We start from the raw sequence: 13,625 nt of genomic DNA, 5'->3' as shown, positions 1-13,625 counted from the left end.
AGCACTGCTACATCCACGCTCCATCCGCTTGCTCCACCGCTCGCTCCATCCACTCGCTCCACCACCTGCTCCGTCCACGGCGCCCTCGGGAGGCGGCACATGCTGGATCTGGGACGTCTGCGGGCGCTGCACGCCGTCGCCGCGCACGGCACGGTCGGCGCTGCCGCCGCCGCCCTCGGCTACACGCCGTCGGCCGTCTCGCAGCAGATCGCCAAGCTGGAGCGCGAGACCCGCACGACCCTGCTCGAACGCAGCGGCCGGGGCGTGCGGCTCACCGACGAGGCCCGGCAACTCGCCGACACCGCGCAGCAGTTGCTGTCACTGGTCGAGGAGGCCGAGGTGCGCCTCGAGGAGCGGCGCGGGCTGCCCTCCGGGCGGCTGCGGATCGGCTGCTTCCCGAGCGCGGCCCGCGGCCTGATGCCGCGCGTGCTCGCGGATCTGGCGCGCCGCCACCCGGCCCTCGACGCCCGCCTGACGGAGGTGGACCCGCACCTCTCGGTCGACCTGGTGGCCCGCGGCGTGCTCGACCTGGCCGTGGCGCACGACTGGGACATCGCCCCGCTGCCCGTACCGCAGGGCGTGGCGCAGGCCGTCATCGGCGACGACCTGTGCGACATCCTCGTGCCGCGGGACCATCCGCTGGCGGCGCGGGACGGCGTGCGCCGGGAGGACCTGACCGAGGAGCGGTGGATCACCCAGCCGCCGGGGACGGTGTGCCACGACTGGCTGATGCGGACGCTGCGGGCGACCGGTTACGAGCCGCTGATTGCCCATCAGGCCGAGGAGAACCACACGCAGGTGGCCCTGGTCGCGGCCGGGCTCGGCATCGCCCTCGTACCGCGGCTCGGGCGCGGCGAGCTGCCGGCGGAGGTGGTGCCGCTGCGGCTGGACCCGATCCCGACCCGGCGGCTGCGGGCGCTGTGGCGGACCGGGGCGGCGCGCCGGCCGGCCATCACCGAGACCGTACGGACGCTGAAGGAGCTGTGGCCGGGCGTGGCGTCGGCCGGGTGACGGGCCGCGATTCTTGCGCGGGTCCTTGACCTGGCAGTTACTTTCGGGCTATCCGTGGCACCTTGGCAGTTTCCTTCACGGAAGGAGCACCAGTGCACCACCGCGCCCCGTCCCCCTCCAGACGCACCGTCCTCACGGTGACCGCGGCCGCCACGGCAGCCGCCGTCACGGGCGTCACCGCGCCCGCCGCACACGCCGGGACCACCACCGCCGACGCCGCCACCGGCGACGGCGCGACCACCGGCACCGGCACGGGCACCGGCCTCGGTGCCGACCGCAGGCTGCGGGCCCTCCTCTCCCGGATGTCGCTGGAGGAGAAGGTCGGCCAGCTCTTCGTCATGCGGGTCTACGGCCACTCCGCCACCGCGCCCGACCAGGCCGACATCGACGCCAACCTCAAGGAGATCGGCGTCCGCACCGCCGCCGAGCTGATCGAGCGCTATCACGTCGGCGGCATCATCTACTTCTCCTGGGCGCACAACACCCGCGACCCGCACCAGATCGCCGACCTCTCCAACGGCATCCAGCGGGCCGGTCTCGCCCAGCCCACCCCGATCCCGCTGCTGGTCTCCACCGACCAGGAGCACGGCATCGTCTGCCGGGTCGGTGAACCCGCCACCCTGCTGCCCGGCGCCATGGCGCTCGGTGCGGGCGGCTCGCCCGCGGACGCCCGCAAGGCGGCCCAGATCGCGGGCGCCGAGCTCGCCGCCGTCGGCATCCGGCAGAACTACGCCCCGGTCGCCGACGTCAACGTCAACCCGGCCAACCCGGTCATCGGCGTGCGCTCCTTCGGCGCCGACCCCGAGGCCGTCGCCACGCTGGTGGCCGCCCAGGTCAAGGGCTACCAGCGGGCGGGCGTCGCGGCCACCTCCAAGCACTTCCCGGGCCACGGCGACGCGGCCACCGACAGCCACTACGGGCTGCCGACCATCACCCACACCCGCGAGCAGTGGAGCACGCTCGACGCGCCGCCGTTCCGCTCGGCCATCGCCGCCGGCATCGACTCGATCATGACCGCGCACATCGTGGTGCCCGCGCTCGACCCGAGCGAGGACCCGGCGACGCTGTCCCGGCCGATCCTCACCGGCATCCTGCGCGAACAGCTCGGCTACGACGGCGTCGTCGTCACCGACTCGCTCGGCATGGAGGGCGTACGGACGAAGTACGGCGACGAGCGCGTCCCGGTGCTCGCGCTCAAGGCGGGCGTGGACCAGCTGCTCAACCCGCCGAGCCTGTCCGTGGCCTGGAACGCCGTCCTGAAGGCCGTCAAGGACGGCGAGCTGACCGAGGAGCGGCTCGACGAATCGATCCTGCGGATCCTGCGGCTCAAGGCGAAGCTGGGCCTCTTCAAGGACCCGTACGTCAGCCACGCCGAGGTCGACCGCACGGTCGGCACCCGGGCCCACCTGGAGCGTGCCGACCGGATCGCCGAGTGCACCACGACCCTGCTGGTCAACGAGGGCGGATTCCTGCCGGTGAGCCGGCGCAGCCATCAGAAGGTGCTCGTCGTCGGCGCCGACCCGGCCTCGCCGTCCGGCACCACGGGCCCGCCGACCACCACGCTGGCCGGTGCGCTCACCGAACTCGGCTTCACCGCGAAGGCGTTGTCGACCGGCATCACGCCGACCGCCGCGAAGATCGACGAGGCGGTGGCGGCCGCGGCCGGGCAGGATCTGGTGGTCGTGGGCACGTACAACGTCACGGCGACCAGTCCGCAGCGCACCCTCGTCGCCCGGCTCGTCGCGACCGGCGTGCCCGTCGTGACGATCGCCGTCCGCAACCCGTACGACGTCGCCCGGATCAGCGGGCAGCGGGCGACGCTCGCCGCCTACTCCTGGACGGACGTCGAACTGCGCGCCGCCGTACGGGTCCTGGCCGGCCGGGCGGAGCCGTGCGGCCGGCTGCCCGTGCCCGTGCAGAGCGCGGAGGACCCGGCGAAGGTGCTCTATCCGGTGGGCTACGGGCTGTCCTACCGCTAGGCCATGACCGGACGCGGACGAGCCGGCACCCGTCGAGGACGGGGCCGGCTCGCTCGCGGAGGAAGGACCTCGCGGACTACGGCCGCAGGCCGTGCTCCCGGGTCGCGTCCTCGTCGACCGTCTTGTCGAGGCGGGCGTCGAAGCGCGCGAGCGGCTTCGCGGCCTGGACGGCCGGGGCGTCGACGCCGGCCCAGGCGAGGATGCGGGCGGTGGCGTTGGCCTTCTCCGCGTCGACCAGTCCGGCCACGTTCGCGCCGTGGTTGGCGCCCGGCGCGACGTAGACGAAGCTGTCGCGGGCGCCCTTGCCGAGGCGGAACTTCTCCGAGCCCCACGGGTCGTTGCCGCCGTACACGAACAGCATGTGGTGCGCGTTGTGGCGGACCCAGGTGTCGACGTCCCGCATGACCCACGGCTTGAACGTCATCGGGATCTCGCGCGACACGAAGCTGCTGGCCGGCTGGTAGCCGTAACGGCTCAGACCCGCCAGGTGCGGCTGCTTGATGGTGGGCGAGCCGAGCTCGGTCGCCGCCTGGTAGTAGTACGGCGTGTAGCCCTCCAGGCCCTGGTCGGTGTAGGCGGACCAGCCGGAGTAGGCGTCGATCGTCTCGTAGACGGTGTCGTCGCTCGCGGTGGCGGCGTCCGGGATCTGGTCGCACACGCCCTGGCCGTAGTACTGCCAGAAGCCCCACACGAAGTCGAGGACGACCGCCTCGTACGCCTTGTCGAGCGAGCCGAGCGTGTTGAAGGTCGCGCCCTCGGACTTCGCCCAGGCCTCGTACTTCTTCTCCAGCGGTTCGCGGCGCACCAGGGCCTCGCGCTGCATGGCGTTCAGCCGGTCACGGCAGTCCTTGGTGCCGACGGTCTCGAAGAACCGGTCGTAGGCCGAGTCCTCCTTGTTGACCACGTCGTTGGGCGCCACGTAGGCGACGACGCCGTCCATGTCCTTCGGGTAGAAGCGCTCGTAGTAGGTGGCGGTCATGCCGCCCTTGGAGGCTCCGGTGGACAGCCAGTTCTTGCCGTAGATCTTCTTCAGCGCGGTGAAGATGCGGTGCTGGTCGCTGGCCGCCTGCCAGATGTCGAGCTTCGACCAGTCGGCCGGCTGCGGCCGGGACGGCGTGAAGAAGCGGTACTCCATGGAGACCTGGTTGCCGTCGACGATCCGGGTCGGTTCGCTGCGGCTCGGAGTGGTGCTCAGGCCGTAACCGCTGGTGCGGAAGACGGTGGGGCGGTCCGTGTCCTTGTGAAGGACCGAGATCCGCTGCTGGAACGTGCCGGCCCACGGCCGCCGGTGATCGATCGGCTGCTCGTAGTTCAGGACGAAGAAGCGGTAGCCGGCGTACGGCTTCTCCTCGATCAGGCTCATCCCGGGGATCGCCAGGATGCGGTCCTTGATGTCCGTGCTCTGCGAGTCGGCGACGGACGTGCTGCCTGCGCTCTCCGTGTCCGCGGCGGTAGCCACGCCGGTGGAGCCCACGGTGCCTATGAGCACCGAAAGCGACAGCAGCCATCTGAGCGACTTGCGCATTCACCCTCCCCTTGGTTCACAACGGTGTCGTGAACCTAGCGGGGCGAACGGGCGTGCCGCCAGACCCGGTTGGCACGCGGCCGTGGATCAGCACAGGATCCAGCCGGTGCCGGTGCCCCGGCCGGAGACGGTGGCGGCGGCGCGCACACAGCGGTGCAGGGCGTGCACGGTCACGGGCGCGGTCTGCCGGCCGAAGCGTCCGGCGCTGACCGCCGCCCGGCCGCCGCGCGGCTGCAACGACACCGACATGGGACGCGCCGGGCCTGGGTTCTTGGCCACGACGACGGCGCACGCGTAACTCCGGGTCCGGTAGAGCCTCAGCTCGCCGGTGGCGAAGCCGACGGTGCGGACGGGCCGGCCCGTGCAGACGGAGACGGCGCCGGCGCTCCCGGCGCCGGGTCCGGCGACGACGAGCAGACCGGCGGCGACGCACAGCGCGAGCAGGTACGCCGAGAGCCGCCGGACCGCGGAGGGCGGCCGAGACGTCGAGGGCCGCCGGACCGCTCTCACGGGAACCCCACCGAACACACGCACCCCTCCCCCTGCTTCCGTCGTACGTGCTTACGACGCGAACGGGTGCGATTCGGTTGCCCCCCGTCCGCCGGAGAGGCCGCCGGAGAGGCCTGGACCGGCGGACGGAGAGGCCCGGACCGGCCGCCGGAGAGGCCTAGACCGCCTCGGCGCCCGCCGGCTCCGGCTCGCCGATGAAGGTGCGCCACAGCGCCGCGTACCGGCCGTCGAGGGCGAGCAGCTCGTCGTGGCTGCCGTCCTCGGCGACCCGGCCGTGGTCCATGACGACGACCCGGTCGGCGCGGGCGGCGGTGGTGAGCCGGTGGGCGACGACCAGCGTCGTGCGGCGGCCGGCGAGGCGGTCGGTGGCCGCGTTGACCTGGGCCTCGGTGGCCAGGTCGAGGGCGGCGGTGGCCTCGTCGAGCAGCAGCACGTCGGGGTCGACCAGCTCGGCGCGGGCCAGGGCGATCAGCTGGCGCTGGCCCGCCGAAAGGTTCCGCCCGCGTTCGGTGACCTCGTGCAGATAGCCGCCGTCGAGCGTGGCGATCATGTCGTGGGCGCCGACCGCGCGGGCCGCGGCCTCCACCTCGGCGTCGGTCGCGTCGGGACGCCCGTACGCGATGGCATCGCGGATCGTGCCCGGGAACAGATACGCCTCCTGCGGCACGACGCCCAGCCGGTGGCGGTACGCGGTGAGGTCGAGGTCCCGCAGGTCGGTGCCGTCGGCGGTGACCCGGCCGCTGGTCGGGTCGTAGAACCGGGCGACCAGCTTGACCAGCGTCGACTTGCCCGCGCCGGTCTCGCCGACGAAGGCCACCGTCTGGCCGGCCGGGATGCGCAGGTCGATCCCGGTCAGGGCCTCCTCCTCCTTGCCGTAGGCGAAGGAGACGTTCTCGAAGGCGATCTCGCCGCGCAGGGAGAGCACGTCGAGCGGGGCGTCCGCGGCGGCGGTGGAGGTCGGCTCCTGGAGCAGCTCCTGCATCCGCTTCAGCGAGACGGCCGCCTGCTGATAGCCGTCGAAGACCTGGGAGAGCTGCTGCACCGGGGCGAAGAACAGGTCGATGTAGAGCAGATAGGCGACCAGCGCGCCGGTGGTCAGCGTGCCGGCCTCGATGCGGTGGGCGCCGACGATCAGGACGGCCGCGGCGGCCACCGAGGACAGCAGCGTCACGAACGGGAAGTAGACGGAGATCAGCCACTGGCCGCGGACGCGGGCCCTGCGGTACTCCTCGCTGCGGGCGGTGAACCGCTCGGCGCCCGAGCGCTCGCGCCGGAACGCCTGCACGATCCGCAGGCCCGCGACCGACTCCTGCAGGTCGGCGTTGACCACGCTGATCCGCTCCCGGGCCAGCTCGTACGCCTTCACGCTGGAGCGGCGGAAGAAGTAGGTGGCGACGGCGAGCACCGGCAGGGTCGCGAAGACCACCAGGGCCAGCTGGAGGTCGAGCACGAGCAGCGCGACCATGATGCCGAAGAAGGTGACGACGGAGACGAAGGCGGTGACGAGGCCGGTCTGCAGGAACGTCGACAGGGCGTCGACGTCCGTGGTCATCCGGGTCATGATCCGGCCGGTGAGCTCACGCTCGTAGTAGTCCAGGCCGAGCCGCTGGAGCTGGGCGAAGATCTTCAGGCGCAGCGCGTACAGGATCCGCTCGCCGGTGCGGCCGGTCATCCGGGTCTCGGCGGTCTGCGCGACCCACTGGACGAGCACGGTCACCAGGGCGAGCGCGGACGCCGCCCAGACGGCGCCGATCGCGAGCCGGTTGACGCCCTCGTCGATGCCGTGCCGGATGAGCACCGGGAGCAGCAGGCCGGCGCCGGCGTCGACGGCGACCAGGGCCAGGCTGACGAGCAGCGGCAGGCCGAAGCCGCGCAGCAGGCGGCGCAGGCCGTAGGACTCCTCGGGCGCGACGGCCCGGGTCTCGTCGACGTCCGGGACGTCGGCGGCCGGCGGCAGGGCCTCGACGGCGGCGAGCAGCTCGGGCGTGGCGCCCGGGGCCGCGGCCTCGCCCGGCTCGGCGGTCTCGTCGCGGACCCACAGGGCGGGCGTGATGCCGCGCTCGGCGTCGAACTCGGCGTCCAGCTCGGCCCGCAGCGTGCGGTCCTCCGGCAGGCCGGCGGGCAGCACGTGGCCGGGCGACACGGAGCCCAGCTCGTCCGGGTCGGTGAGCAGCCGGCGGTAGAGCGCGGAGCGCTCCTCCAGCTCCTCGTGGGTGCCGATGTCGGCGAGCCGGCCGTCGTCGAGGACGGCGATCCGGTCGGCGAGGCCGAGGGTGGAGCGGCGGTGCGCGATGAGCAGGGTGGTGCGGCCCGCCATCACGGACTTCAGGGCCTCGTGGATCTCGTGCTCGACCTTGGCGTCGACGGCGGAGGTGGCGTCGTCCAGGACGAGCAGCCGCGGGTCGGTGAGGATGGCGCGGGCCAGGGCGATGCGCTGGCGCTGGCCGCCGGAGAGGGTGAGGCCGTGCTCGCCGACCTTGGTGTCGTAGCCCTCGGGCAGCTCGGAGATGAAGCCGTCCGCCTGGGCGGCGCGGGCCGCGGTCTCGATCTGCTCCTGGGTGGCGTCGGGCACGCCGTACGCGATGTTCGCGCGGACCGTGTCGGAGAAGAGGAAGCTGTCCTCGGGCACGAGGCCGACGGCGGCCCGCAGCGAGTCGAGGGTGAGCTCGCGCACGTCGCGGCCGCCGACGAGGACGGCGCCGTGCGTCACGTCGTAGAAGCGCGGCACGAGCAGCGAGACGGTGGACTTGCCGGAGCCGGAGGCGCCGACGACGGCGACGGTCTCGCCGGGCGGGATCTCCAGCGAGAAGCCCTCGAGGACGGGGCGCCCGTCCTCGTAGGCGAAGGACACGTCGTCGAACTCGACGGTGGCGGGCGCGTCCGCCGGGAGCTCCTTGGTGCCGTCGCGCAGGGTCGGCTCGGTGTCGATGAGCTCCAGGACCCGCTCGACGCCGGCGCGGGCCTGCTGGCCGACGGTGAGGACCATGGCGAGCATGCGGACCGGGCCGACGAGGGAGGCCAGGTAGGAGGAGAAGGCGACGAAGGTGCCCAGCGTGATCTGGCCGCGGTAGGCGAGCCAGCCGCCGAGGGCGAGGACGGCGACCTGGCCGAGGGCCGGGACGGCCTGGAGGGCGGGCGTGTACCTCGCGTTGAGCCGGATGGTGCGCAGCCGGCCCGCGAACAGCCTGCGTCCGGCCTCGCGGATCTTGCCGGTCTCCTGCTCCTCCTGGCCGAAGCCCTTGACGACCCGGACGCCGGTGACGGCGCCGTCGACGACGCCCGCGACGGCGGCGGCCTGCTGCTGCGCGTACCAGGTGGCGGGGTGCAGGCGGGTGCGGCTGCGCCGGGCGATCCACCACAGGGCCGGGGCGACGGCGAGCGCGACGAGGGTGAGCGGGAGCGAGAGCGCGGCCATCACGCCGAGCGAGATGAGGAAGAGCAGGATGTTCCCGATGGTCATCGGGAGCATGAAGAGCAGGCCCTGGATGAGCTGGAGGTCGCTGGTGGCGCGTCCGACGACCTGGCCGGTGGACAGCTCGTCCTGCCGCCGGCCGTCGAGCCGGGTGATGGTCCCGAACATCTCGGTGCGCAGGTCGTGCTGGACGTCGAGGGCCAGGCGGCCGCCGTAGAAGCGGCGGACGTAGGTGAGGGCGTAGACGACGAGGGCGGAGGCGACGAGCAGGCCGGTCCACAGGCCGAGCGAGCCGGTCCTGGCGCCGATGACGTCGTCGATGATCACCTTGGTGACGAGCGGGACGAGCGCGAGGACGGCCATGCCGGCCAGCGAGGAGCCGAGCGCGAGCACGACGTCCGCCTTGTGCCGCCAGGCATAGCCCCACAGCCGGCGGGCCCAGCCCGCCTGCTTTCGCTCCCCCGTCTTGTCCTGCCCCACCGCCGCCACGTGGCGCCTCCCGTCCGTGCTGCTCTACCGGAAGGGCCAACACGGCCGACGTGCGATTTCATCCCGCCGCAACAATCGGCGCCGGAAGACCGGCCGGAGGTCCCGGCCGGCCGGGGCCCTGGTCCTAGGACCGGGGCCCCGGCGGAGGCGGGCGGAGGCTCACGGGTGCGTCACAGGTGCGTCGGCTCGAACATCTTGAGCAGGGCCGGGAGGACGACGACCGAGGGGCCCGGGGTGGCCAGGGCCGCGGAGAGGTCCTTGGCCAGGGTGTCCGGGCTCGTGAGCGTGGCCGGGACGCCGAAGGATTCGGCGAGGGCGACGAAGTCCGGGCGGGCCAGCTCGGTCCCGGTCGCCTCGCCGAAGGCGTCCGTCATGTACTCGCGCAGGATGCCGTAGCCGCCGTCGTCGACGATCAGCCAGGTCACGTCGAGGCCGTACTGCCTGGCCGTCGCCAGTTCGGCGATGGAGTACATCGCGCCGCCGTCGCCGGAGACGGCGAGCACCGGCCGGGTCGGGTCGGCCGCGGCCGCGCCGAGGGCGGCCGGGAAGCCGTAGCCGAGGCCGCCGGCGCCCTGCGCGGAGTGCATGGTGTTGGGGCGGCGGGCGTCGAAGGCCGACCAGGCCCAGTAGGCCAGGATCGTCATGTCCCAGAAGCTGGGCGCCGCGTCCGGCAGGGCCTCCCGCACGGCCGCGACGACCCGCTGCTCCAGGTCCAGGTCCTGGGCGGCGAGCCGGTCGCGCACCTTGGCCAGGACGGCGCGCACGCGGTCCGGGGCGCCGGCGTCCTGCCGTACGTCCACGGTCTCGAGGAGCGCCTGGAGGGCCAGGCGGGCGTCGGCGTGGATGCCGAGGGCCGGGTGGTTGGACTCGAGCTTCCCGGCGTCGGCCTCGATCTGGATGATCCGGCCGCGCGGCGCGAAGGTGTGGTAGTTCGAGGACAGCTCGCCGAGCCCGGAGCCGACGACGAGGAGCACGTCGGCGTCCTCGAGGAAGTCGGTGGTGTGCCGGTCCTCCAGCCAGGACTGGAGCGACAGCGGGTGTTCCCAGGGGAAGGCGCCCTTGCCGCCGAAGGTGGTGACGACGGGCGCGTCGATCCGCTCGGCCAGCGCCAGGAGCTTGCCGGAGGCGTCCGAGCGGACCACGCCGCCGCCGGCGATGATCGCCGGGCGTTCGGCGCGCGCGAGCAGGTGCGCGGCGAGCGCGGTCAGCTCGGGCCGGGGCGCGAGCTCCTCGGGCGTCGCGTCCATGGCGGTGACGACGGGCAGCTGGGTCGGGGCCAGCAGCACGTCCTGCGGGATCTCGACCCACACCGGCCCGTGCGGGGCGGTGAGCGCCGACTTCCAGGCGGCGGCGATCGCGGACGGGATCTGGGACTGCGTGCGGACGGTGTGGACCGACTTCACGACGTCGCGGAAGGAGGCCTGCTGGTCGCGCAGCTCGTGCAGATAGCCGTGCCGGCCGCCGCCGAGCCCGGCGGCCGGGATCTGGCTGCCGATGGCGAGGACGGGCGCGGAGGCGGCGGCCGCCTCCTGGAGCGCGGCGAGCGACATGAGCGCGCCGGGGCCGGTGGAGAGCAGCAGCGGGGCGGCCTCGCCGGTGATCCGGCCGTACGCGTCGGCGGCGAAGCCCGCGTTGTTCTCGACGCGCAGGCCGACGTAGCGGAGGTCGGAGCGGCGCAGGGCGTCGAACATGCCGAGGGCGTGCTGGCCGGGCAGGCCGAAGACGGTGGTGGCGCCGAGGCCGGAGAGGGTCTCGACGACGAGGTCGCCGCCGGTGCGGCCCGCGGGCGGGTTGAGGGCGGCCTCGGTCTGTGCGGCGGTCGGGCGCAGGACGAGGTCGTGGTCGTGGGTCATGAGGTCCCTCGGGGCGTGGCGTTGTCGTTCGGGTGCGGCCCGGCGGCCGGGGTGGTGCCCAGGGGTCGTGCCCACCCGCCGGGAGCGCAGCTGGAAGCGCAGCCGGAGCGGGTGGGCACGACCCGGTGAGGTCGGCTACTTCGCCTCGCGCGACGCCGCGATCTGGCGGGACATGATCGTGGTCAGTTCGTACGCCGTGTGGGAGGCGGCCACCGCGGTGATCTCGGCGTGGTCGTAGGCCGGGGCGACCTCGACGACGTCGGCGGAGACCAGGTTGCAGGAGGACAGGCCGCGCAGGATCTCCAGGAGCTCGCGGGAGGTCATGCCGCCGGCCTCGGGCGTGCCGGTGCCGGGGGCGTGGGCCGGGTCGAGGCAGTCGATGTCGATGGAGATGTAGAGCGGGCGGTCGCCGATGCGCTGGCGCAGCTGGTCGGCGACCTCGTCGGCGCCGCGGCGGTAGATGTCCGCGGAGGTGACGATGCCGAAGCCCATCTTCTCGTCGTCGGTGAGGTCCTGCTTGCCGTAGAGCGGGCCGCGGGTGCCGACGTGCGACAGGGCCTCGGTGTCGAGGATGCCCTCCTCGACGGCCCGGCGGAACGGGGTGCCGTGGGTGTACTCGGCGCCGAAGTAGGTGTCCCAGGTGTCGAGGTGGGCGTCGAAGTGGAGCAGGGCGACCGGGCCGTGCTTCTTGGCGACCGAGCGGAGCAGCGGCAGGGCGACGGTGTGGTCACCGCCCAGGGTCATCATGCGGGCGCCGGTGCCGAGCAGGTCGTCGGCGGCGGCCTCGATGGTCTCGACGGCCTCGTTGATGTTGAACGGGTTGGCCGCGATGTCACCGGCGTCGGCGACCTGGGCGAGGGCGAACGGGGAGGCGTCCTGCGCCGGGTTGTACGGGCGCAGCAGGCGGGAGGCCTCGCGGATGGCGTTGCCGCCGAAGCGGGCGCCGGGGCGGTAGGAGACGCCGGAGTCGAAGGGGATGCCGACCACGGCGACGTCGGTGGTGCCGACCTCGTCGAGCCGGGGCAGCCGCGCGAACGTCGCGGGACCGGCGTACCGCGGGATGCGGGACGAGTCGATCGGGCCGCGCGGGGTGTTCTGGTCGCTGCTGCTCATGGTCGGGTCCTCCTGGGATGTGTCTGGGTCGGACCGGGCGCCGGGTCGCGGCGCCCGGAGGCGTGGGCCGCCGTCAGGCGGTCACGGGCGCCGGCTCCGGGGAGCCGGTGCCCGTCTCGGGCTCGCTGGTGTCCTGGCCCGCGAGCCGGGCTCGCCAGTGGGCGAGCACGGCGGCGTCCGTCGGGCGGGTCGCCAGGGAAACGATCACATAGGCGGTGAGTGAGGCCAACAAACCATAGTAAACAGGCTCATTTGCCAGGATTCCGTAAGCCCACATCAGGCCGATCACGGCCAGGCCGCCGGCGCCGACCGCGGCGAGCGCGCCCTGGACCGTGCCGCGGCGCCACAGCAGACCGCCGAGGATCGGCACGAGCAGGCCGCCGACCAGCAGGTTGTAGGCGACGGTGAGGGCCTGGACGACGTCGTTGAGGGCGATGGCGATGCCGATCACGGCGACGCCCATGATCAGGATGAAGGCGCGGTTGCCCTTGACCTCGTCGCGCTCGGCGCCGTCGGCCTCGTCGTTCCTCTTCGCGATGCCGCGCAGACGTGACCAGATGTCGTTGTTGGCGACGGTGGCGCAGGCGATGAGCGCGCCGGACGAGGTGGACATGACGGCGGCGAGCGCCGCGGCGAGGACCAGGCCGCGCACGCCCATGGGCAGCTCGTCCTTGACGATGGTCGCGAAGGCGTCGTCCGCGCTGGGCAGCTTCGGGTAGAGCACCTTGGCCGCGGTGCCGATGACGGCGCCGGCGAGCGCGTAGGCGAGACAGTAGGTGCCGGCGACGGTGCCGCCCCACTTGGCGACCTTGTCGGTGCGGGCGGTGAAGACCCGCTGCCAGATGTCCTGGCCGATCAGCATGCCGAAGGTGTAGATCAGCACGTACGTGAAGATCGTCTCGCCGCCGATGCCGAGCGGCTCGAAGTACGAGGTGGGCAGCGCCTCCCGCATCCCCTCGAAGCCGCCGGCCTTGACGACGGCGATCGGCAGCAGCAGGAGCAGCACGCCGATGGTCTTCACCACGAACTGCACCATGTCGGTGACCGTGATGGACCACATGCCGCCGAGGGTCGAGTAGGCGACGACGATGGTGCCGCCGAGGACGATCGCGAGGGTCCGGGGCAGGTCGAAGAGGACGTCGAAGATCGTGGCGTAGGCGATGGTCGAGGTGACCGCGAGCATCAGCGTGTAGGCCCACATGACGACGCCGGAGATGACGCCGGCCTTGCCGCCGTAGCGCAGGTCGAGCATCTCGGAGACGGTGTAGACCTTCAGCCGGGCGATCCGGGCGGAGAAGAAGACGCTCAGCGCGAGCAGGCCGAGGCCGATGGCGAAGACCATCCAGGCGCCCGACAGGCCGTACTTGTAGCCGAGGCCGACACCGCCGATGGTGGAGGCGCCGCCGAGGACGATGGCGGCCATGGTCCCGGAGTACATCCAGGGCCCGAGGCGGCGGCCGGCGACCAGGAACTCGCTCTTGGACCTGGCGCGGCGCATGCCCCACCAGCCCATCGCGAGCATGCCGGCCAGATAAAGGACGATCACCGTGTAGTCGACGGCCATGGGGCCCTCCTTCGCGCACCTCGGTGGCGTGTCGTGCAGGGGATGTGACCAGAGGCTGATCGCGGGGACATCCGCCCGTACCCGCGGCCTGTGGATGCCATGACAGTAGGTGGCCGGAAAGCGACGCAGAAGTGTACGTTTCCTCCATACGACAGGCCAGGGGATGTAC

Annotated in this window: 8 protein-coding genes; 2 read left to right on the top strand and 6 right to left on the bottom strand. The window is 72.9% G+C overall.

What is annotated here, in order from left to right; all coding sequences use genetic code 11:
- The first annotated feature begins 99 nt into the window (after positions 1-99).
- Positions 100-1,011: a LysR family transcriptional regulator gene (locus ACIGO8_RS25915; protein ID WP_399735244.1), complete on the top strand. Its 912-nt coding sequence runs from the start codon at positions 100-102 to the stop codon at positions 1,009-1,011.
- Positions 1,012-1,103: 92 nt separating this feature from the next.
- The gene (locus ACIGO8_RS25910; RefSeq protein WP_399735241.1) at positions 1,104-2,990 is read left to right on the top strand and encodes a glycoside hydrolase family 3 protein; all 1,887 of its coding nucleotides are present in this window, start codon (positions 1,104-1,106) and stop codon (positions 2,988-2,990) included.
- A gap of 76 nt (positions 2,991-3,066) precedes the next feature.
- Here ACIGO8_RS25910 and ACIGO8_RS25905 read toward each other — a convergent pair whose 3' ends face one another.
- The 6 genes from ACIGO8_RS25905 to ACIGO8_RS25880 form a co-directional block, all read right to left on the bottom strand.
- Positions 3,067-4,515 carry an aminopeptidase gene (locus ACIGO8_RS25905; RefSeq protein WP_399735238.1) on the bottom strand — a complete coding sequence of 483 codons (1,449 nt, stop codon included), beginning with the start codon at positions 4,513-4,515 and terminating at the stop codon, positions 3,067-3,069.
- Positions 4,516-4,602: 87 nt separating this feature from the next.
- A complete protein-coding gene (locus ACIGO8_RS25900; protein WP_399735235.1) occupies positions 4,603-5,025 on the bottom strand; it encodes a hypothetical protein in 423 nt (140 codons plus the stop codon).
- 157 nt (positions 5,026-5,182) lie between these two features.
- Positions 5,183-8,926 carry an ABC transporter ATP-binding protein gene (locus ACIGO8_RS25895; RefSeq protein ID WP_399735232.1) on the bottom strand — a complete coding sequence of 1,248 codons (3,744 nt, stop codon included), beginning with the start codon at positions 8,924-8,926 and terminating at the stop codon, positions 5,183-5,185.
- A gap of 170 nt (positions 8,927-9,096) precedes the next feature.
- Complete coding sequence (locus ACIGO8_RS25890) at positions 9,097-10,779, bottom strand: thiamine pyrophosphate-binding protein (RefSeq protein WP_399735229.1); 1,683 nt, start codon at positions 10,777-10,779, stop codon at positions 9,097-9,099.
- Between the two features lie 135 nt (positions 10,780-10,914).
- Positions 10,915-11,892, bottom strand: coding sequence for an agmatinase (gene speB / locus ACIGO8_RS25885; RefSeq protein ID WP_399735226.1), 978 nt, complete (start codon positions 11,890-11,892; stop codon positions 10,915-10,917).
- A 73-nt stretch (positions 11,893-11,965) separates the two neighbouring features.
- Entirely contained in the window at positions 11,966-13,456 is a 1,491-nt protein-coding gene (locus ACIGO8_RS25880; RefSeq protein WP_399735223.1) for a sodium:solute symporter, read from the bottom strand.
- Positions 13,457-13,625 lie beyond the last annotated feature (169 nt).

The sequence above is a fragment of the Streptomyces sp. NPDC053493 genome, assembly GCF_044544825.1.
GTDB lineage: Bacteria > Actinomycetota > Actinomycetes > Streptomycetales > Streptomycetaceae > Streptomyces.
Note: the sequence above shows the minus strand (reverse complement) of the source record. Positions and strands in the feature narration are given on the sequence as shown.

Bases quoted from the DNA above. Each gene is read 5' to 3' on its own strand.
- ACIGO8_RS25915 (WP_399735244.1), top strand. From the start codon at position 100: ATGCTGGATCTGGGACGTCTGCGGGCGCTGCACGCCGTCGCCGCGCAC.
- ACIGO8_RS25905 (WP_399735238.1), bottom strand. From the start codon at position 4,515: ATGCGCAAGTCGCTCAGATGGCTGCTGTCGCTTTCGGTGCTCATAGGC.
- ACIGO8_RS25890 (WP_399735229.1), bottom strand. From the start codon at position 10,779: ATGACCCACGACCACGACCTCGTCCTGCGCCCGACCGCCGCACAGACC.
- speB (WP_399735226.1), bottom strand. From the start codon at position 11,892: ATGAGCAGCAGCGACCAGAACACCCCGCGCGGCCCGATCGACTCGTCC.
- ACIGO8_RS25880 (WP_399735223.1), bottom strand. From the start codon at position 13,456: ATGGCCGTCGACTACACGGTGATCGTCCTTTATCTGGCCGGCATGCTC.